Origin of the sequence: Pseudomonas sp. L5B5 (genome assembly GCF_020520285.1) — a bacterium.
Lineage (GTDB): Bacteria > Pseudomonadota > Gammaproteobacteria > Pseudomonadales > Pseudomonadaceae > Aquipseudomonas.
This window is the reverse complement of record NZ_CP084742.1, coordinates 5,525,524-5,546,246: the sequence shown is the minus strand read 5'-3', so window position 1 is coordinate 5,546,246 and position 20,723 is coordinate 5,525,524. Positions and strand designations below refer to the sequence as shown.

The 20,723-nt window shown below is 61.4% G+C and carries 20 protein-coding genes; 4 read left to right on the top strand and 16 right to left on the bottom strand.

Annotated elements, in window-relative coordinates; translation table 11 throughout:
- Positions 1–97 precede the first annotated feature (97 nt).
- The 3 genes from guaB to LGQ10_RS25500 form a co-directional block, all read right to left on the bottom strand.
- Positions 98–1,573, bottom strand: a complete 1,476-nt coding sequence (gene guaB / locus LGQ10_RS25510; RefSeq protein WP_058438865.1) for an IMP dehydrogenase — start codon at positions 1,571–1,573, stop codon at positions 98–100.
- A 161-nt stretch (positions 1,574–1,734) separates the two neighbouring features.
- Entirely contained in the window at positions 1,735–2,283 is a 549-nt protein-coding gene (locus tag LGQ10_RS25505) for a sugar ABC transporter ATPase (protein WP_226523570.1), read from the bottom strand.
- 131 nt (positions 2,284–2,414) lie between these two features.
- A complete protein-coding gene (locus tag LGQ10_RS25500) occupies positions 2,415–3,185 on the bottom strand; it encodes a sulfite exporter TauE/SafE family protein (protein WP_226523569.1) in 771 nt (256 codons plus the stop codon).
- Positions 3,186–3,286: 101 nt separating this feature from the next.
- Here LGQ10_RS25500 and LGQ10_RS25495 point away from each other — a divergent pair, with 101 nt between their 5' ends.
- The 4 genes from LGQ10_RS25495 to leuA all read left to right on the top strand — a co-directional run bounded on the left by LGQ10_RS25495 (position 3,287) and on the right by leuA (position 8,491).
- Positions 3,287–4,183 (top strand): LysR family transcriptional regulator, encoded by an 897-nt coding sequence (locus LGQ10_RS25495; RefSeq protein ID WP_226523568.1) that lies wholly within the window; start codon positions 3,287–3,289, stop codon positions 4,181–4,183.
- 47 nt (positions 4,184–4,230) lie between these two features.
- Positions 4,231–5,610 (top strand): exodeoxyribonuclease VII large subunit, encoded by a 1,380-nt coding sequence (gene xseA / locus LGQ10_RS25490; RefSeq protein WP_226523567.1) that lies wholly within the window; start codon positions 4,231–4,233, stop codon positions 5,608–5,610.
- A 3-nt stretch (positions 5,611–5,613) separates the two neighbouring features.
- Positions 5,614–6,435, top strand: coding sequence for a peptidoglycan DD-metalloendopeptidase family protein (locus tag LGQ10_RS25485; RefSeq protein ID WP_226523566.1), 822 nt, complete (start codon positions 5,614–5,616; stop codon positions 6,433–6,435).
- Positions 6,436–6,811: 376 nt separating this feature from the next.
- On the top strand, positions 6,812–8,491 hold the full coding sequence (gene leuA, locus LGQ10_RS25480; RefSeq protein ID WP_058434514.1) for a 2-isopropylmalate synthase: 1,680 nt from the start codon (positions 6,812–6,814) through the stop codon (positions 8,489–8,491).
- A 225-nt stretch (positions 8,492–8,716) separates the two neighbouring features.
- Here leuA and LGQ10_RS25475 read toward each other — a convergent pair whose 3' ends face one another.
- From LGQ10_RS25475 to fdx, 13 genes are all read right to left on the bottom strand, one after another.
- Positions 8,717–9,508 (bottom strand): amidohydrolase, encoded by a 792-nt coding sequence (locus LGQ10_RS25475; RefSeq protein WP_226523565.1) that lies wholly within the window; start codon positions 9,506–9,508, stop codon positions 8,717–8,719.
- Positions 9,496–10,644 (bottom strand): pyridoxal phosphate-dependent aminotransferase, encoded by a 1,149-nt coding sequence (locus LGQ10_RS25470; protein ID WP_226523564.1) that lies wholly within the window; start codon positions 10,642–10,644, stop codon positions 9,496–9,498. Before LGQ10_RS25470 ends, LGQ10_RS25475 begins: the two co-directional genes overlap by 13 nt.
- Positions 10,645–10,822: 178 nt before the next feature.
- On the bottom strand, positions 10,823–12,295 hold the full coding sequence (gene der, locus LGQ10_RS25465) for a ribosome biogenesis GTPase Der (RefSeq protein ID WP_226523563.1): 1,473 nt from the start codon (positions 12,293–12,295) through the stop codon (positions 10,823–10,825).
- Between the two features lie 141 nt (positions 12,296–12,436).
- Positions 12,437–13,588, bottom strand: coding sequence for an outer membrane protein assembly factor BamB (gene bamB / locus LGQ10_RS25460; protein WP_226523562.1), 1,152 nt, complete (start codon positions 13,586–13,588; stop codon positions 12,437–12,439).
- Positions 13,581–14,222 (bottom strand): tetratricopeptide repeat protein, encoded by a 642-nt coding sequence (locus LGQ10_RS25455; RefSeq protein WP_226523561.1) that lies wholly within the window; start codon positions 14,220–14,222, stop codon positions 13,581–13,583. Before LGQ10_RS25455 ends, bamB begins: the two co-directional genes overlap by 8 nt.
- Before the next feature lie 40 nt (positions 14,223–14,262).
- Positions 14,263–15,552, bottom strand: a complete 1,290-nt coding sequence (gene hisS, locus LGQ10_RS25450; RefSeq protein WP_058435782.1) for a histidine--tRNA ligase — start codon at positions 15,550–15,552, stop codon at positions 14,263–14,265.
- 23 nt (positions 15,553–15,575) lie between these two features.
- Entirely contained in the window at positions 15,576–16,685 is a 1,110-nt protein-coding gene (gene ispG, locus LGQ10_RS25445) for a flavodoxin-dependent (E)-4-hydroxy-3-methylbut-2-enyl-diphosphate synthase (RefSeq protein WP_058435783.1), read from the bottom strand.
- 3 nt (positions 16,686–16,688) lie between these two features.
- A complete protein-coding gene (locus LGQ10_RS25440; RefSeq protein ID WP_226523560.1) occupies positions 16,689–17,696 on the bottom strand; it encodes a RodZ domain-containing protein in 1,008 nt (335 codons plus the stop codon).
- The gene (pilW, locus tag LGQ10_RS25435; protein ID WP_226523559.1) at positions 17,696–18,454 is read right to left on the bottom strand and encodes a type IV pilus biogenesis/stability protein PilW; all 759 of its coding nucleotides are present in this window, start codon (positions 18,452–18,454) and stop codon (positions 17,696–17,698) included. The genes LGQ10_RS25440 and pilW overlap by 1 nt, the downstream gene beginning before the upstream one ends.
- Before the next feature lie 12 nt (positions 18,455–18,466).
- The gene (gene rlmN, locus LGQ10_RS25430) at positions 18,467–19,615 is read right to left on the bottom strand and encodes a 23S rRNA (adenine(2503)-C(2))-methyltransferase RlmN (RefSeq protein ID WP_226523558.1); all 1,149 of its coding nucleotides are present in this window, start codon (positions 19,613–19,615) and stop codon (positions 18,467–18,469) included.
- A gap of 31 nt (positions 19,616–19,646) precedes the next feature.
- Positions 19,647–20,072 carry a nucleoside-diphosphate kinase gene (ndk, locus tag LGQ10_RS25425; RefSeq protein WP_022640700.1) on the bottom strand — a complete coding sequence of 142 codons (426 nt, stop codon included), beginning with the start codon at positions 20,070–20,072 and terminating at the stop codon, positions 19,647–19,649.
- Between the two features lie 94 nt (positions 20,073–20,166).
- On the bottom strand, positions 20,167–20,367 hold the full coding sequence (gene iscX, locus LGQ10_RS25420; RefSeq protein ID WP_022640701.1) for a Fe-S cluster assembly protein IscX: 201 nt from the start codon (positions 20,365–20,367) through the stop codon (positions 20,167–20,169).
- 14 nt (positions 20,368–20,381) lie between these two features.
- Positions 20,382–20,723, bottom strand: coding sequence for an ISC system 2Fe-2S type ferredoxin (gene fdx, locus LGQ10_RS25415; RefSeq protein WP_025129554.1), 342 nt, complete (start codon positions 20,721–20,723; stop codon positions 20,382–20,384).

Sequence of the window (20,723 nt, the reverse complement as noted above, 5' to 3'; positions counted from 1 at the left end):
CTCGTCTAATTTCAGAAACGACACGGGGCTGAAAAACACAGCCCCGGTTACTAGATTCGTCAATCGCCTGCAGGTCTGGACCTGAAGGCGATCACTATCAACCTACGCGATAGTTGGGTGCTTCCTTGGTGATCTGCACGTCGTGGACGTGGGACTCAGCCATGCCGGCACCGGTGATGCGAACGAACTCCGGCTTGGTGCGCATCTCGTCGATGGTCGCGCTGCCGGTGTAGCCCATGGAGGACCGCAGGCCGCCCATCAGCTGGTGGATGATTGCCGCCAGGGCACCTTTGTATGGCACTCGACCCTCGATGCCTTCCGGTACCAGCTTCTCGGCACCGGCCGAGGAATCCTGGAAGTAACGATCGGAGGAGCCTTGCGCCTGCGCCATGGCACCCAGCGAGCCCATGCCGCGATAGGCCTTGTAGGAGCGGCCCTGGAACAGCTCGACTTCACCTGGAGCCTCTTCGGTACCGGCGAACATCGAACCCATCATCACGCAGGAAGCACCGGCAACGATGGCCTTGGACAGGTCACCGGAGAAGCGAATACCGCCGTCGGCGATCAGTGGCACACCCGTGCCTTCAAGGGCGGCGGCGACGTTGGCGATGGCACTGATCTGCGGCACGCCGACACCGGCGACGATGCGGGTGGTGCAGATCGAGCCAGGGCCGATACCGACCTTGACAGCATCGGCACCGGCCTCGGCCAGGGCCTTGGCGGCAGCGCCGGTGGCGATGTTGCCGCCGATCACCTGGACTTGCGGGTAGGTTTCCTTCACCCAGCGAACGCGATCGATCACGCCCTTGGAGTGACCGTGGGCGGTGTCGACGACAACGACGTCAACGCCGGCGGCAACCAGGGCCGCGACGCGCTCGCCGGTGTCCTTGCCGGTGCCGACCGCGGCGCCGACGCGCAGACGACCCTGGTCGTCCTTGCTGGCCAGCGGATAGGCCTTGGCCTTCTCGATGTCGTTGACGGTCATCATGCCCTTGAGAACGAAGGCGTCATCGACGATCAGCACCCGCTCGATACGGTGCTTGTGCAGCAGTTCGCGAACGGCGGACTTGTCGGCGACGGCCCCGTCCTTGACAGTGACCAGACGCTCTTTGGGGGTCATCACTTCACGGACGCTGACTTCCAGGCGGCTTTCGAAACGCACGTCGCGGGAAGTCACGATGCCTACCAGGTCGCCATTGTGCAGCACCGGCACGCCGGAGATGTTATGGGTCCTGGTCAGGTCGAGCAGGTCACGCACGGTGGCGTCGGCTTCGATGGTGATGGGGTCCTTGACCACACCGGCCTCGAAACGCTTGACCTTGCGCACTTCGGCAGCTTGCTGCTCGACGGTCATGTTCTTGTGGATGATGCCGATGCCGCCTTCCTGAGCCATGGCGATTGCCAGACGGGCTTCAGTGACGGTGTCCATGGCGGCGGAAACCAGTGGAATATTCAGCTCGATGCCACGGGTCAAACGGGTCTTTAGACTGACTTCGTTAGGCAGTACTTCGGAATAACCGGGCACTAAGAGGATGTCGTCGAAGGTGAGGGCTTCTTGGCTGATACGCAGCATCGCGGGGGCTCCCGGGCGGGAAAATGGAAGCGCGCCATTATACTCAGACAGCCCACCGTGCTCAATGTAAAACTCGATCTAATATCGCTGGAGTGATGGATGGAGGAAGCTCGCCTCGGTCAGCAACAGGCCCAGCCCCCCGGACACCCTCCCGGGATGAACTAGAGCTGTACCTTGACCCAGCTCATCGGCTGGTCCAGCCAGTCGGCGAACTCATCAATGAAACGCTGCTTGAAACCCGCCTCGGCCCAGTTGTTGAAGATGAACCCCAGGTTGGAGAACCCGCACTCCTGGAGGAACAGGAAACCGTTGATGTCGTCCTCATGGCCACATTCGGGGCAGGTGAAGTTGTCGGTGCGCCCGGGCATCCAATCTTCCAGGCTTTCGAACAGCGCCTCGCCTACTTCCTGGCGACACTTGGCGCAGCCGGCCTCTTCGAGAAACCCCTTGGCCGGGGTATAGATGCAGCGCTTGGTGATGATCTCCAGACCGTTGACCGGCTGACCAAAAGGCAGCAGCTCGGGATGCAGCACCACGTCTCTGGCTCCCGGCGCGATCGCATGCCCCATGCGGCTGCCGGTACGCCCACAGGTGCTCAGGGTTTCCTCGACGATGTTCTTGCGTACCAGCCAGCGCACGATGGCCCGGGCCCGGGGTTCGTGCACCGGCAGGGTGGAAATTTTCGGGACGAGGATGCTTTGGGAATTCATGGGCCAGCCTGGAGGGTCACGTATGAGGAAAGCGCAGCGCCGGCCAGCCGGCTTCTACCATCCAAGTGTAGAAGCCGGCTGGCCGACGAGCAGAACCGAGGGCCGGCAGCTTAATCCCTGGACCCCGCAGGTCAAGCGCTCAAGTAACGGCCAATGAGGGCAATGCCACTGGCCAGGACCAGCCAGGTCACCAGGCGTATAAATGCCTCGCGCGATAACTTCATGGTCAGGCCTCGTCCGATCCACAACCCCAGAGCCATTGCTGGTAACAGGCACAACGCCAGCAGCAACAGCGGCAAATCGGCGTAGACCCCGGCCAGGGCGAACAGGCTCAGGCGTACTACTGTGCTGCAACTGATCAAGGCGCTCTGCGTCGCCCGAGCCGACTCCATGGGCAGGCGACTGTTCAGGTAGATCGCATACAGGAAGCCACCACTGCCGAACAAGGCACCGAACAACCCGCCCACTATCCCCATGGGCACTGACCAGCCTGGGGCCAGTCGGGCAGGACGCACCTTCACCCAAAGGCTGTAGATGGCGTAGGCACTGATGAACAGGCCCATCAGCAATAGCAGGACATCGGACTTGAGGTTGAGCAGGAATATCACCCCCAGGGTGCAGCCCAGCGCCATGCAAGGCAGCAGGCGCAGCAACTCGGGCCGGGCGACGTTCTTGCGCGAGGGCAGCAGGTTGCCGAAGGCGGCGATGAAATCCAGCAGCACCAGCAGCGGCACGATCTTCGACAGCGGCATGAACAGGATCAGCACCGGGCCTGCAACCAGGGCAGTGCCAAAACCGGCAATGCCGAACACGATGTAAGCCAAGACAATGCCCAGGCCGACCGCCACCCAACTCCCCAGGCCGAAAGACCATTGGTTCAACCCTTCAACGAACAGACTCATCAGCGCCACTTCCCAGATCCAGACGGCATGACTTTAGCCAGAGCGCAGCCTTGCGACTAATATCGTCAAAGCCACTCACTCATCGCAAAAAGGCATGACTTGTGATTTCAACCCGTCAATTGCGCTATTTCGTGGAAATCGCCGAATGCGGCAGCTTCAGCGCTGCGGCAGAACGCCTGTTTGTCGCCCAGTCGGCCTTGAGTCGGCAGATCAAGGCGCTGGAGGACCAATTGCAGACTCCGCTGTTCGAGCGCACCGCCCGCTTGCCACGATTGACCGCCGCGGGTGAGGCGTTCTTTCCCAAGGCCCGCAACCTGCTGGCCGAATTGCACAAGGCCGGCGAACTGGCGACCCAGGTAGGCCACGGACAACTGGGTACCCTGCGCCTGAGCCACTCCAGCACCGTGCCCATGAGTGGCCGCCTGCTACGGGGGATCAGCGGATACCTGCATCATTGTCCGGGAGCCTCGATGGACATCGCCAAGCTGTCCTCCGAAGCGCAACTGGCAGAACTGGCCGAAGGCCGCCTGGACGTCGGTCTGTTACGCCTGCCCGTGTTGCGCCAGCGCGAAGGCGTGCAGGTCATCCCGTTGTTCAGCGAACCCTTGCTGGTGGCCCTGCCCCCGACGCACCCTCTTGCACTCGACCCTCCCGACCAGGGAATCGATCTGGCGCAACTGCGGGACGAAGCCTTTATCTCCATCCCTCACCCTCAGCGCGGCGGGCTGAGTTACCTGTCGGCCGAACTGTGCATGCGCCAGGGCTTTTTCCCCAAGGCGGCGCGGGTGATGTCGCGCAAGACCACCCAGCTCCAGCTGATCCAGGCGGGCTTCGGCATCGCCCTGCTACCCGAGTCGATGCAGGACATCGCCCCCGCCAGCATCCGCTTCCTGCCCCTGGCGGATGCCGACTGCCAGAGCACCATCGCCCTCGCCTATCACCAGGAACCGACACCCCTGGTGGCGCAGTTCGTCGAGTATTTTCGCGATTGCCTATAAGCGATTTGCCTTGGCCCATACGGAAACAGCCCTTTAAACTGCGCCCCATGATTAAAGATCCCTTTGCTCGACTCGGACTGGACCGCGAAGTCCTCACCGTCACCCAACTCAACGGCCGCGCCCGGGTGCTGCTCGAGGACGTGTTCAGCAATATCTGGGTCGAAGGCGAGATCTCCAACCTCGCCCGCCCGGCTTCCGGCCATGTGTACTTCACCCTCAAGGACAGCGGTGCCCAGGTCCGTTGCGCGTTGTTCCGACAGAACGCCGCACGGGTGCGCCAGGCGCTCAGGGACGGCCTGGCAGTCAAGGTCCGGGGCAAGGTTTCACTGTTCGAAGGACGCGGCGACTACCAGCTGATTCTCGATACCGTGGAACCTGCCGGCGACGGCGCACTGCGCCTGGCGTTCGATGCATTGAAGGACAAGCTCAGTACCGAGGGTCTGTTCAGCTCCGAGCGCAAGGTGCCGCTCCCGGCCCATCCCCAACGGATCGGTATCATCAGCTCGCCCACCGGAGCGGTGATCCGCGACATCATCAGTGTCTTCCGCCGCCGTGCGCCGCAGGTTGCGCTGACCCTGATCCCCACGGCCGTACAGGGGCGTGAAGCCACGGCGCAAATTGTCCGGGCCCTGCAGCGGGCCGATGCCCGGGGCTTCGACGCCCTGATCCTGGCTCGCGGCGGTGGCTCCCTGGAGGATCTCTGGTGCTTCAACGAAGAACCCGTGGCTCGAGCCATAGCGGACTGCGTGACACCGATCGTCAGCGCCGTGGGCCATGAAACCGACGTCTCCATCAGCGATTTCGTGGCCGATGTCCGCGCCCCCACGCCCTCCGCCGCCGCCGAGTTGCTAGCACCGGACTCCAGCGACCTGCAACGGCAAGTCGACAGCCTGCAGCGGCGCCTGGTAATGCGCATGCGCGACCGGCTGCTGCGCGAGCGCCTGCGCCTGGACGGCCTGACCCGACGCCTGCGCCATCCTGGCGAACGCCTGCGCCAGCAAGCGCAGCGCCTGGACGATCTGGACATGCGCCTGCGCCGCGCCTTCGAGCGTAGCCTGAATACTCGTCGCGAGCGCCTGATCCGCCTGGAGACCCGTCTCGGCGCCCAGCATCCGGGACGTCATCTGGCCCTGCTGCGCCAGCGCCTGGACAGCCTGGCCGAACGTCTGCCCCGGGCCATGCGCGAGGGCCTCAAGGCCCGCCGCCTGCAATTGCACAGCCAGATGCAGACCCTGCATGTGGTCAGCCCCCTGGCCACTCTTGGCCGGGGCTACAGCATTCTTCTGGATGAGCGTGGCCAGGCCATTCGCAAGGCTGCGCAAACCCGCAATGGCCAGCGCCTTACCGCCCGCCTGGGCGAAGGCGAACTGCAAGTGCGGGTCGAAGACAACCACCTGACACCTGTCACCCTCTCCCTACTGGATTGATCCATGCCGCGCTTTTTCTGCTCCCTGCTGTTGCTGTGCCTGGCCTTCAATGCTCACGCCGACAGCTACATCACCCGCATGCTGAACAAACCCGTACCCGGTGGCGTCGCAGTGGTCGACCTGGGCAGCGCCGCCCAGCCCCCCAAGGCCAGCTACCAGGGCAAGCCGGTGCTGGTGGTCAAGGAGCAGAACAACTGGCTGGCGATTGTCGGCATCCCACTGACGGTCAAGCCCGGCACCCAACAAGTGAGCAGCAGTGGGCGCAGCCTGAACTTCGTGGTCGGCAACAAGAAATACCCCGAGCAGCACATCACCCTGAAGAACCAGCGCCAGGTCAATCCGAACCCGGCTGACCTGAAGCGCATCGATGCCGAACTGGCTGAGCAACTGCGCGCCTATCGCAGCTTCAGCCCCAATACCCCGAGCAACCTGCTGCTGGACAAGCCGGTGAGCGGGCCGCTGTCGAGCAAGTTCGGCGTACGCCGCTTTTTCAACGGCGAGGAGCGCAATCCGCATTCAGGCCTGGATTTCGCCGTGCCAGCGGGTACGCCGATCAAGACCCCGGCCGCGGGCAAGGTGATTCTGATCGGCAACTACTTCTTCAATGGCAACACGGTGTTCGTCGACCATGGCCAGGGGTTCATCAGCATGTTCTGCCACATGTCGAAGATCGATGTGCAGGCCGGCCAGTCCCTGACCCGTGGCGCCGTGGTGGGCAAGGTCGGCTCCACGGGCCGGGCCACCGGACCGCACATGCACTGGAACGTGAGCTTGAATGACGCCCGGGTCGATCCGGCGATCTTCATCGGCGCGTTCCAGCCCTGACCCCACTGGCCAGGCCGGTCATCGCCAGCCTTAACCGGGCAGCTCCCGCTCACCCGGGGATTGCGCAGCTCGTAGGGAGTGCGCAATCCACATAAAATAAATGCTAATCAGGCAGGATAAAATCTCGCCGATTCTAGAAATTCGAGTATTCCTCTCAATTTTTTTTCGTTGCTTGCCATCTCTCACCCCAATAGTTAGGGTTGAGCCCATGAAAACCTCTCACACCCTCATTCAGCGTCGTCAACACCGGAGCCTCTGCCTCGTCAGCGCACGACTGCCAGGCTGAACCGCGGTGCCTCATCCCCCTGCGTCAACAATTCATTCTTGACTCACCGGTAGGCCGCCCCTCTTCGGCCCGGACAATAAGGATTTCTCCATGACCATGCTCAAAGACCCATCCTCGAAGTACCGTGCGTTCCCGACCATCAACTTGCCAGACCGTGCCTGGCCATCGAAAACCATCACCAGCGCGCCGATCTGGTGCAGTTCCGACTTGCGTGATGGCAACCAGTCGCTGATCGAACCGATGGATGCCGTCAAGAAGCTGCGTTTCTGGAAGACCCTGGTGGCTGTGGGCGTGAAGGAAATCGAAGCCTCGTTCCCGGCGGCCTCGCAAACCGACTTCGACTTCGTTCGCACCTTGATCGAAGACGGCCACATCCCGGACGACACCACCATCCAGGTGTTGACCCAGGCTCGCGAAGACCTGATTGCCCGTACCTTCGAATCCTTGCGCGGCGCAAAGAAGGCCATCGTCCATCTCTACAACGCCACCAGCCCTTCGTTCCGCCGCATTGTCTTCAACCAGGACAAGGCCGGGGTGAAGGAGATCGCGGTGAATGCGGCCAAGCTGTTCGTCAAGTACGCCGCCCAGCAACCGGAAACCCAATGGCAGTTCGAATACTCGCCAGAGACCTTCAGCGCCACCGAACTGGAGTTCGCCAAGGAAGTCTGCGACGCCGTGGTGGAAGTCTGGAACGCCACGCCAACCAACAAGGTGATCCTCAACCTCCCGGCCACCGTTGAAGTCGCCACTCCGAACATCTACGCCGACCAGATCGAATGGTTCTGCCGCCACATCAAACGTCGCGACAGCGTGCTCATCAGCCTGCACACCCACAACGACCGCGGTACCGGCGTGGCGGCCACCGAGTTGGGCCTGATGGCCGGCGCCGACCGTGTCGAAGGCTGCCTGTTCGGCAACGGCGAGCGCACCGGTAACGTCGACCTGGTCACCGTTGCCTTGAACCTCTACACCCAGGGCATCAATCCCGAGCTCGACTTCTCCGACATCGACGGCGTGCGCAAGGTGGTGGAAGAGTGCAACCAGATTGCCGTGCACCCGCGCCACCCCTACGTCGGCGACCTGGTCCACACCGCTTTCTCCGGCTCCCACCAGGACGCGATCCGCAAGGGCTTTGCCCAGCAGAAAGCCGACGGTTTGTGGGAAGTGCCGTACTTGCCGATCGATCCCGCCGACATCGGTCGCAGCTACGAGGCGGTCATCCGCGTCAACAGCCAGTCGGGCAAGGGGGGGATCGCCTACCTGCTGGAACAGGAATACGGCATCAGCTTGCCACGGCGCATGCAGATCGAATTCAGCCAGGTGGTACAGCGGGAAACCGATCGCCTCGGCTTGGAAATGACTGCCCAGCAGATCCACGCGCTGTTGCACAGTGAGTACTTGCAGGCCAACACCCCATACGCGCTGGTCAGCCATCGCCTGCAGGAAGAGAACGGCCACAGCGCCGTGGAAGTGGAGGTTTCGAGCAAGGGCCAGGGCGAAACCAACCTGCACTGGCGTGGCAAGGGCAACGGCGCCCTGGAAGCCCTGGTGGCCGGTCTGCCGGTGCCAGTGGAGATCATGGACTACAACGAACACGCCATCGGTGCAGGCACCAATGCCAAGGCGGCGGCCTACATCGAGTTGCGGGTCAATGGTGAGCGTGCAGTGCACGGCGTGGGTATCGATGAGAACTTCACCACTGCAAGCTTCAAGGCATTGTTCAGCGCCCTGAACCGCTCCCTGAGCGAACAACAGGCCAAGGCCGCTTAACCGTAGCCTTCACGCAAAGGCCCCGGGGAGTCGGACTCCCCGGGGCCTTTTTGCATCTCACCGGCCACCCCGGAATTTGCCACCGTCACTCAGGCATGCACGTCGACACTGACCCGTACGTTCACCGCAGACGATGGGTAAGGATTGACGGTATGGGCATTGATGGCGATTCCTCCCGGACTCATGTCCTATCGACGGCACGAAGCTTGATGAGCCGAAGCGATCCTAGGTGAAGCGGAAGCTGTCGGCATCGAGATTTGCCGGGAATCGGGCCCGGTAGGCAGCCAGGTCTGCGGCGTTCAGGCAGACCTGGAACACACCATCCGCCTCCCCGGCACTGAGCAGGGACTCGCCCTGGAAATCCAGCACCTGGCTGTCGCCGGTATAGGCGAAACCCTTGCCATCGGTGCCCACACGGTTCACAGCGACGACATAACACAAGTTCTCGATGGCCCGTGCCGGCAACAAGCGGTTCCAGTGCTGGCGCCGGGCCCCCGGCCAGTTGGCGGTGTACAGCAACAGGTCGGTATCCTGGGCGTCACGGCTCCAGACCGGAAAACGCAGGTCGTAGCAGATCAGCGGGCGAATGCGCCACCCCTTGAGCTCGAACTGCACCTGGCGCTCGCCCGGGGTGAAATGGTCGTGTTCGCCGGCCATGCGAAACAGGTGGCGTTTGTCGTAGTGCCAGACTTCTCCGTCGGGGCGCGCCCACAACAGGCGATTGCGGTGGCTGCCATCCGCCGCCTGGATGATCACGCTGCCAGTGATCACGGCATCGAGTTTTTTTGCCTGGCAGCGCAGCCACTTGCTGGTGGGGCCGTTTTCAGCCTCCGCCAGGACCGTGGACTCCATGGAAAAGCCAGTGGTGAACATCTCCGGAAGGATGATCAGGTCGGCACCCCGGGCCTGTTCCAGCAGTGGCTCGAAATGCTCCAGGTTGGCCTGGCGATCATGCCAGGCCAGGGTGGTCTGAATCAGCGCCAGATTCAGATCGGGTAACGCACTCAGATCACGCATAGTTTCTCCGCTGCCTGACGCAACGTCTCCTCACGCTTGGCAAAACACAGACGCACCAGACGCTGCCCCGAAGGCGGCTGCTGATAGAACACCGACACCGGAATGGCCGCGACCCCATGCTCACGGGTCATCCAGGTCGCCATCTCGACATCGTTCAAGTCCGGACGAATCTGCGAATAGTCCACCAACTGAAAGTAAGTGCCGGGCACCCGGGTGAACGTGAAGCGTGAAGCGCTCAACAGATCACAGAACAGATCGCGCTTGGCCTGGTAGAACGCAGGCAATTGCTCGACATGCTCCGGGTGCTCGGCCATGAAGTCGGCGAGAGCGTACTGCAAAGGGGTCACCCCGCAGAAGCTGACATATTGATGCACCTTGCGCAGCTCCGCGCTCAAGGCGGGCGGCGCCACCACATAACCGGTCTTCCAACCTGTGACGTGATAGGTTTTGCCAAAGGAGCTGACCACAAAAGCCTTCCGGTACAGCTCTTCATGGGCCAGCAGGCTGACATGGGCCACACCGTCGAACACCAGGTGTTCGTAGACTTCATCACTGACCAGATAGATGTCGCGATCACGGATCAGAGCAGCCAACTGGTCCAGCTCGGCACGGCTGATGAGGGCCCCACTGGGGTTGTGGGGTGCATTGAGGATGATCATCCGCGTGCGCGGACTCAGAGCGTGGGCAAGCTTCTGCCAGTCGATGGCAAAGTCACCCAGCCCCAGTTGCACATGCACACAACGGCCACCCGCCAATTCGACCGACGGCTCGTAGCTGTCATAACTGGGGTCGAAGACGATGACTTCATCACCCGGCCGGATCACCGTCTGGATAGCACAGAAGATCGCCTGGGTAGCGCCCGGGGTGATGGTCACTTCACGGTCGGCATCGACCTGCACGCCGTAGCTGCGAGCGATCTTCGCTGCCACCTGCTGGCGCAGTACCGGCAACCCGGTCATGGGGGCATATTGATTGTGACCGCTGGCAATATGCCGGCCAACCGCATCACGCAAGGCTTGCGGACCATCGAAATCGGGAAAACCCTGGGACAGGTTGAGGGCTCCGGTTTCCACCGCGAGCTGAGACATTTGGGTAAAGATGGTGGTGCCGACATTCGGCAGCTTGCTGGTGATCATGAGGGTTCCCTGCTGAACACCCGGCTCTACGAAGGCACGGGAGGCCCCGAGAATAGCCCAAAGCGCAGCGATTAAAAAAGGGGCCTGGAAGGCCCCTTCTTAGTCGCCGTTGCCTGCTGCAAGCCACGAGCCGCAAGACTTCGCGGCGGTTGCCTGGAGCAGGCTACTTGCAGCTTTTTCAGCGCTTGTCGCGGCGCTTCTTGTCGGCTTTCTTGTGGTGCGACATCAAGCGGCGCTTCTTGTTGACCTGACGGTCGGTCAGGGTGTTCTTGTTGCCTTCGTACGGGTTGTCGCCGCCCTTGAATTCGATGCGGATCGGCGTACCCACCAGCTTCAGCACCCGGCGATAAGTGTTCTCCAGGTAGCGCACATAGGACTTGGGCACCTTCTCCACCTGGTTGCCGTGAATCACGATCAGCGGCGGGTTGGCGCCACCCAGGTGGGCATAACGCAGTTTGATCCGGCGGTTGTTGACCATCGGCGGCGCATGCTCGCCCACGGCGTCTTCCAGAATCTGCGTCAGGCGGCTGGTCGGCCAGCGGGTCACCGCCGACTTGAAGGAGTTCTGCACCGACTGGTAGAGGTTGCCCACACCGGTACCGTGCAGCGCCGAGATGAAGTGGATGTCGGCAAAGTCGACGAAGAACAACCGGCGTTGCAGCTCGGTCTTCACGTAGTCGCGCTCGCTCGGCTGCATGCCGTCCCACTTGTTCAAGGCGATCACCAGGGCCCGACCGGCTTCCAGGGCAAAGCCCAGCAGGTTCAAGTCGTGGTCCACCACCCCTTCCCGGGCGTCCATGACAAAGATCACCACGTTGGCGTCCTTGATCGCCTGCAGGGTCTTGACCACCGAGAACTTCTCGACTTCCTCGTGGATCTTGCCGCGCTTGCGCACACCGGCAGTGTCGATCAGCGTGTACTTCTCGTCGTTGCGCTCGAACGGGATGTAGATACTGTCGCGGGTGGTACCGGGCTGGTCATAGACAATGACCCGGTCCTCGCCCAGCATGCGGTTGACCAGGGTCGACTTGCCGACGTTGGGACGACCGATGATGGCGATCTTGATCCCGTCCTTCTCGCTTGGGCCCGGAATACGCTTGGCTTCCTGACCCTCGGCAACGATCTCCTCTTCACCTTCTTCAGGTTCGTCGGCGTCATCCTTGGGGAATTCGCGCAGGGCGATCTCCAGCATCTGGCTGATGCCACGACCATGGGCGCCGGCAATCGGGATCGCATCGCCCATGCCCAGCGGTGCAAATTCGGCACGGGCCATGTCCGGGTCGATATTGTCGACCTTGTTGGCGATCACATAAGAGGTCTTGTTACGTTTGCGCAGGTGCTCGCCGATCATCTGGTCGGCTGCGGTAAACCCGGCCTTGGCGTCCACCAGGAACAGCACCACGTCAGCTTCTTCAATGGCCAGCAGCGACTGCTCGGCCATCTTTTCGTCCATGCCATGCTCGTCACCGGAGATACCACCGGTGTCGATGAGGATATAGGTACGCCCTTGCCACTTGGCCTCACCGTATTGGCGATCACGGGTCAGACCGGACAGGTCGCCAACAATGGCGTCACGGGTCCGAGTCAGGCGGTTGAACAAGGTGGACTTGCCGACGTTGGGTCGGCCCACCAGGGCGATTACGGGAACCATGCGGCTCTCCACTGCATTATTTCAGAAAATACAAAAGCCGCTGCGAGGCAGCGGCTGGTGCTCGGGGCAGCACCTTGAAGTGCTGCGAACCTTGTCCAGACAAGGCCGCTTGGGGAATCAACCCCAAGCATAGTCAAACCATTACTTGATGGTCAGGGCTTCCAGTTTGCCGCTGTTGCCATACACGTAGATCATGTCGCCCACCACCAGCGGACGGGCCCGCAGGCCGTCGCTGTCGATGCGCTCACGAGCGACGAAACGACCGTCCACCTGGCTTAGCAGGTGCAGGTAACCTTCCAGGTCACCCACGGCTACGTAGCTGGAGAAGACTTCCGGTGCCGACAGTTGGCGGCGAGCCAGGGAATCGTTGCTCCACAAGGCTGAGGTCGAGCGCTCGTCGATGCCTTCCACGGTACCCGAGGACAGGCTGACATAGACGCTGCCGAAGCCCTGGGCGACACCCGCGTAGCTGGAAGCATCACGCTGCCACAACGGACGGCCGCTCTCCAGGTCCAGAGCCGAGACCCGGCCCTGGTAGCTGGCCACGTAGAGCGTGCCACCAGACAGCAGCAGGCCACCATCGATGTCCACTACCCGGTCCAGTTCGGAACGACCTTGCGGGATGGCCACACGCTGCTCCCACACCGGCACGCCGTTGCGGATATCCAGCGCCACCACCTTGCCGGTGGAAAGGCCTGCCACGGCCAGACGGTTGGTCGCCAGCGGGGCACTGGTGCCACGCAGGGTCAGTACCGCTGGAGTGCTGTCGTAGAGCCACAGCTGGTTACCGGTGCTCGCATCAAGGCCAATCACCCGGTCATCCTGGGTCTGGACCACAACCACGTCACCGTTGGTAGCGGGAGGTGCCAGCACCTCGCTGGTGACGCGGGCACGCCATTTTTCTTCGCCACTGGAAGTGTCGAGGGCGACCACTTCACCTTTCAAGGTGCCGATCATGACCAGGCCATAACCCACGCCTACAGCACCGGAAACAGGCAGTTCCAGGTCCTGCTTCCATTTGACATCGCCGTTCATGCGGTCCATGGCTACCACAACGCCAGTGACATCGGTGGCGTAGATGGTGCTGCCATCGATGGCCGGAACCAGCATGTTGTACGTGTCGCCCTGGCCATCACCGATAGAGCGGCTCCACTGTTTCTGCAGGACCACCTCTTCCTTGAAGTCGACCAGTTCGGCCGGTGGCAGTTCTTTCTTGCTGTTGCTGCTGCAACCCGCGGCCAACAAGGCCAGGGCCAGCAATGCTGCATGTTTCCAACGGATCACGTCACGCATCCCCTTTGGCCAGGTCGTCGAGCTTGATTTGTAAGCCACCGACCGCCGCTTCATCCGACAGCGCCGCCTTGGCTTTTTGGTACGCAGCATGGGCTTCATCGACACGGCCCAACTGGACCAGCAGATCGCCCTTGAGTTCTTCACGGGTGGCCAGGAAGGCCTTGTCAGCATCACCGTCGAGCAGTTTCAGGGCATCATCGACCTTGCTCTGCGCCGCCAGTACCTGAGCCAGGCGCTGACGCGCCACTTCGCCCAGGGTCGGGTTCGCCGGTTTGTCGGCCACAGCCTTGAGCTGGGCCGCAGCGTCGTCCAGCTTGCCGCTGTCCACTGCCACCTTGGCCACGAACAGGCTGCCGTACTGCGCGTATGCCGTGCCGCCAAACTCGCTGTTGAGCTTGCCGGCCAGGTCGGCGACACGGGCCGCATCCGGCTTGCCATCAGGCGTCAGGGTGGTTTCCAGCAACTGCTGATAGAGCACCGAAGCGCCTTGCGACTGGTTGTTCTGATACTTGTGCCAGGCCTGCCAGCCGAACACGATGACCAGGGCCAGCAGGCCACCGGTCACCAGGGGTTTGCCGTTACGCTGCCACCAGTCCTTAAATTCCGCTAGCTGTTCATCTTCGGTACTCGACACCCCAATACTCCTTATTCGCTAAATCGGCTGTTTGACAGCTTCAACCCTGCACGATGCAGGTGGCCAGGTGCGCAGCGAGCGCATCCCAGGCAATGCTTTGTTGTTCGCCCTGGCCACGCAGGGGCTTGAAACCTACCACTTGCTGGGCCATTTCGTCGTCACCGAGGATCAGCGCGTACAGCGCACCGCTCTTGTCGGCCTTCTTGAACTGGCTCTTGAAGCTGCCAGCACCGGCGTTGACCTGCAGGCGCAGGTTCGGCAACTGGTCGCGTACCCGCTCGCTCAGGGCCAGGCCTGCCAGCTCGGCTGCCTCGCCAAAAGCGCAGAGATAGACGTCCACCTGGCGGGAAATTTCTTCCGGCACCCGCTCCAGCGTTTCCAGCATCAGCACCAGACGCTCGATGCCCATGGCAAAACCCACACCCGGAGTCGGCTTGCCGCCCATCTGTTCGACCAGGCCATCGTAGCGGCCGCCGGCACAGACAGTGCCCTGGGCCCCGAGCTTGTCGGTCACCCATTCGAAAACAGTCTTGCTGTAGTAATCCAGCCCGCGTACCAGCTTCGGATTGATCACATACGGAATGCCGGCAGCATCCAGGCGAGCCTTGAGACCCTCGAAATGCACCCGGGACTCTTCGTCCAGGTAATCGGCCAGCTTCGGCGCATCCACCAGTACCGCCTGGGTGCCAGGGTCCTTGGTGTCCAGTACGCGCAGTGGATTGCTCTTGAGGCGACGCTGGCTGTCTTCGTCCAGCTTGTCCATGCGCGCCGAAAGAAACTCGACCAGGGCTTCGCGATAACGCGCGCGGGCTTCGGAAGTACCCAGGCTGTTGAGTTCGAGCTTCACCGCATCACGGATACCCAGCTCGCCCCACAGGCGCCAGGTCAGCACGATCAGCTCGGCGTCGATATCCGGACCGTCGAGGTTGAACACTTCCAGGCCGATCTGGTGGAACTGGCGATAACGGCCTTTCTGTGGACGTTCGTGGCGGAACATCGGACCGATGTACCAGAGTTTCTGTACCTGGCCGGCACCGGTCAGGCCATGTTCCAGGGCCGCACGCACGCAGGCGGCAGTGCCTTCTGGACGCAGGGTCAGGGAGTCGCCGTTGCGGTCTTCGAAGGTGTACATCTCTTTTTCGACGATATCGGTCACTTCACCGATGGAGCGCTTGAACAGTTCGGTGAACTCGACGATCGGCATGCGGATCTGCTTGTAACCGTAGTTATCCAGCAGGCGCGCCACGGTGCCCTCGAAATAACGCCACAGGGGCGTCTGCTCGGGCAGGATGTCATTCATGCCACGAATGGCTTGTAGAGACTTGCTCACAAAAAATCCTTAAATACGTTCGGTTAGCCGCGAGCGATCAGCGCTGCGTCGGCTTCGACCTTTTCGGCCGCCTTCTGCCGGATCAGCCTTTCAAGCTCTTCCACCAGATTGTCATTGGTCAGTTTCTGTGCCGGCTTGCCATCGATGTAGATCAGGTTCGGCGTGCCACCGGTCAGGCCGATGTGCGCCTCTTTGGCCTCACCCGGGCCGTTGACCACGCAGCCGATCACCGCAACATCCATGGGCACCAGCAGGTCTTCAAGACGCCCTTCCAGCTCGTTCATGGTCTTGACCACATCGAAGTTCTGCCGCGAGCAGCTCGGGCAGGCAATGAAGTTGATGCCACGGGAACGCAGATGCAGGGACTTGAGAATGTCGTAGCCGACCTTCACTTCCTCGACCGGATCGGCCGCCAACGAAATACGAATGGTATCGCCAATCCCTTCGGCCAGCAGCATACCGAGGCCGACGGCGGATTTCACCGTGCCTGAACGCAATCCACCGGCTTCAGTGATTCCCAAATGCAGGGGCTGGATGATTTCCTTGGCCAGCAGACGGTAGGCTTCGACGGCCATGAACACATCGGATGCCTTCACGCTGACCTTGAAGTCCTTGAAGTTCAGACGTTCCAGGTGTTCCACATGACGCAGGGCCGACTCCACCAGGGCAGCCGGGGTCGGTTCGCCATACTTCTTCTGCAGGTCCTTCTCCAACGAGCCGGCATTGACTCCGATACGGATCGGAATACCTCGGTCGCGAGCTGCATCGACCACCGCACGCACCCGATCCTCTCGACCGATGTTGCCCGGATTGATACGCAGGCAGTCGACACCCAGCTCGGCCACGCGCAGGGCGATCCGGTAATCGAAGTGAATGTCGGCCACCAGCGGCACCTTGACCTGCTGCTTGATCCGACCGAACGCCTCGGCGGCGTCCATATCCGGCACCGAAACCCGCACGATGTCGACACCGGCGGCTTCCAGGCGGTTGATCTGGGCCACGGTCGCAGCCACGTCATTGGTGTCGCTGTTGGTCATGCTCTGCACCGCGATGGGGGCATCGCCGCCCACCGGTACCGAGCCGACCCATATCTTGCGGGACTCGCGACGTTTGATTGGAGATTCGCCGTGCATGACTTATTGACCTAACTTCAGGCGAGCAGTCTCGCCGGTGGTGAACGGGGCGATATCCACCGCCTGACCGTTGTAGCTGATTTGTGCGCCGCGGGCGTAGCCCAGGCGTATGGCAAAAGGCGGCTTGCCGCTGACATCGACAGTCTCGCCCTTGCGCTTGAGGGCGCTGAGCAGGATCTTGCCACTGCCATCGCTGACCTGGGTCCAGCAGTCGGCACTGAACTGGATCTGTACCTGACCGGAACCTGCAGATGCTATAGCAGGCGCTGGCACGCTTGCGGCTGCAGCAGGTGCGGGTGTAGCAGCCGCCGGCGAAACAATCACTGGGGCTGGAGCCGGAACCGCAGCCCCCTGGGCAGGGATGGATGGTGCAGCAGGAGCCGGCACCTGGGCTGCAACTGCTGGCGTCACCGGAGCGGCTGCGACCTCGCTGGACACCTGGCCGGCCGACTGTGCGGCATTGGCTTCGGCTTCGCTCTGGCCTTCGGCAACGGCCTGGTCTTCCGGCTCATCGATCGGGTGAATCTGGGTCTTGCCGTCAGCACCCTCGACCTCGACATGCTCCGGGCTCAGGCTAACCTGCTCCTTGCTGCGTTGCGACGTCTGGTCCTGCCACCAGATGAAACCACCGCCAACCACAGCCACCAGCAGCAACAGGCTGACGATCCGCAGGATGGTATGGGATACCCGCACTGGCTCCTCGATGCGACCCAGGGCATGCACGCTGCTGCCTTGGGAATCGGTGCCGGTGTACTGGTCGAAGGACTGGACCAGGGCCGCCTGGTCCATGTCCAGCAGCTTGGCATAGGCGCGAATGTATCCACGGGCAAAGGTATGTCCCGGGAGCTTGTCGAAGGCTCCGGCTTCCACGTTGCTCAGGGAGCTCACGGTGAGATTGAGCTTGTGAGCCACTTCAGCCAGCGACCAGCCATTGCTTTCACGGGCCTGGCGCAGGGTTTCTCCGGGATTGACGCGAGTCGCTGCTTGAACTTCGGGTTGCGCCACTTTCATCATTGCTCCGACAGGTATTGCTGATATTCCGGCGTACCGGGATAAAGTCGCTTTAGTTGCAGACCGTAACTGGAGGCCTTGTCGTGATCCTCGAACACCGTTGCCAGACGGATGCCGAGCAATAGACTACGTGCATTTTGCTCGCCAAGCAGGCCAAAACGATCGTAGTAGTCACGCGCGGGCACATAATGCCTGTCTTCGTAAGACAACTCAGCCATTTCCAGTAATGCGCGAGGTTGCTGCTGGTTCAAACGCAGGGCTTTCACCAATTGCAACTGGGCCAGTTCGCGCTGTCCCAGCTTTGAAGCGGTTACCCCCAGATTCTCGAAGACCCGGGAACGTTCAGGATACAGGGTATCAGCAGCCGCTTGCTCGAAGCGCTGATAAGCCTCTTTGTAACGTTTTTCTTCGAACAGGAAACTGCCGTAGTTATTGAGAATCCGGGCGTTGTTCGGACGTGCTGACAAGGCTTTGCGAAATTGTGCATCAGCCAGCGCTGGCTCCATCTCGGCCTGGAACACCAACGCCAGGGCAGCGTTGGCATCGGCATCATCCGGTGCCAGCTCAAGGGCCTGCTTGAGCGGCACCTTGGCTCGCTCGCTCATGCCTTGCTGAAGGTAGCCCAACCCCAACTGCACATAGGCCTGACGCGCTTCATCGCGGCCCTTGCCGGTGTTCAAAGGAGCAGGATCGCCCGACAGAACACAGCCAGCACCGAGGCTGGCAACAAGCAGGAGCAGCGCTAGGCGCAAGACCATGGAGATCCTCTCTCAGGTACGGGCCGCGGCGCTTTGCGGCATATCCGCGTCGGCGCTCAACTCGCGCACGGCGATGTAACGCTCGCTGCGCCGAGTGCGGTCCAGCACCTGGCCTACCAGCTGGCCGCAAGCAGCGTCGATGTCTTCACCACGGGTGGTACGCACCGTGACGTTGAAGCCGGCGTGGTGCAGTTGGTCCTGGAAACGCCGAATGGCGTTGTTGCTAGGACGCTCGTAGCCGGAATGGGGAAAGGGGTTGAACGGAATCAGGTTGATCTTGCAAGGAATGTCCTTGAGCAGCTCGATCATCTGTACTGCGTGCTCAGGCTGGTCGTTGACGTCCTTGAGCAGGGTGTACTCGATGGTCAGCACGCGCTTCTCGCCCAGGGCCGACATGTAGCGCTGGCAGGATTCGAGCAGCATCTTCAGTGGGTATTTCTTGTTGATCGGTACCAGCTGGTTGCGCAGCGCATCGTTAGGTGCGTGCAGGGACAACGCCAGGGAGACGTCGATGTGCTTGGCCAGCTCATCGATCATCGGCACCACGCCGGAGGTCGACAGGGTCACCCGGCGCTTGGAGATGCCGTAGCCCAGGTCGTCCATCATCAGGTGCATGGCCGCGATGACGTTGTCGAAGTTCAGCAGCGGCTCGCCCATGCCCATCATCACCACGTTGGTGATGGCACGGTCGACGGTCGCCGGGACGCTGCCAAAGGATTTGTTGGCAATCCACACCTGGCCAATGACTTCGGCGGCGGTGAGGTTGCTGTTGAAGCCTTGCTTGCCGGTGGAGCAGAAACTGCAATCCAGGGCACAGCCTGCCTGGGACGAAACGCACAGAGTGCCGCGCTTGCCCTGGGGAATGTAGACGGTCTCGACGCAGCTGCCGGACGCCACGCGCACCACCCATTTACGGGTGCCGTCGCTGGAGATGTCCTCGCTGACCACTTCCGGACCGCGAATCTCGGCAACAGCCTTGAGCTTCTCGCGCAAGGCCTTGCCGACATTCGTCATGGCGTCGAAATCATCGACGCCAAAGTGGTGAATCCATTTCATTACCTGACCGGCACGGAAACGCTTCTCCCCGATTGAGTCGAAGAATTTCTCCATTTCCGGTTGAGTAAGCCCCAACAGGTTAGTTTTGCCGATCGATGTAGTCATGGTTTCACCCCTCACTCACAGGCCTGTCGGCTCAGCGAGTGGTTACCTCGGTAGCTGCGAAGAAGTAAGCGATTTCGCGAGCAGCGGCAGCTTCGGAGTCCGAACCGTGAACGGCGTTGGCGTCGATGGACTCGGCGAAGTCGGCGCGGATGGTGCCGGCAGCAGCTTCTTTAGGGTTGGTAGCGCCCATCAGCTCACGGTTGCGAGCAATGGCGTTTTCGCCTTCCAGAACCTGAACGACAACCGGACCGGAGGTCATGAAGGCAACCAGTTCGCCAAAGAAGCCGCGCTCGCTGTGCTCAGCGTAGAAGCCTTCGGCTTCGGCCTTGGACAGTTGCTTCATTTTCGAAGCTACAACGCGCAGGCCGGCTTCTTCAAAACGGGAAACGATCTTGCCGATAACGTTTTTTGCAACAGCGTCAGGCTTGATGATGGAGAAAGTACGTTGAACAGCCATGGTGTAACTCCAGAAACGGTGATTAAAGCGAAAAATTAAACCCGCGAATTATACGCGGGTTTAAAGGGATTGCCTAACTGCGTAGCCCGCGGATTCAGTCAGTTTCGTCGATCCAGGCGGCCTGAATTGCTTCAAGAACCTTCTCGCCTCCGCGAGCCGGATCGTCACTGAACTCCGGCAATGCCAGAACCCACTTGTGCAGATCGACAAAGTTCACATAACGCGGATCCACATCCGGCTTGGAATCAGCCAGCTGGATCGCGATCTCCAGTACATCAACCCACTTCAGACTCATGATGGCTCCTTGAATCAGTGCGGCGCTTCGGCGGCATGGTTGAGCGAGTACTTGGGAATTTCAACGGTCAGGTCTTCATCGCCGACGATAGCCTGGCACGACAGGCGCGACTGGGCTTCCAGGCCCCAGGCCTTGTCCAGCAGGTCCTCTTCCAGCTCATCGGCCTCGTTCAGCGAGTCGAAGCCCTCACGAATGATGCAATGGCAGGTGGTGCAGGCACAGACGCCGCCACAGGCGCTTTCGATCTCGATGTGGTTGTCATGGGCAACGTCGAGCACCGAAACACCAGGCTCGACCTCTACAACCAAGCCGTCCGGACAGAACACGGCGTGTGGCAGAAAAATGATCTGCGGCAT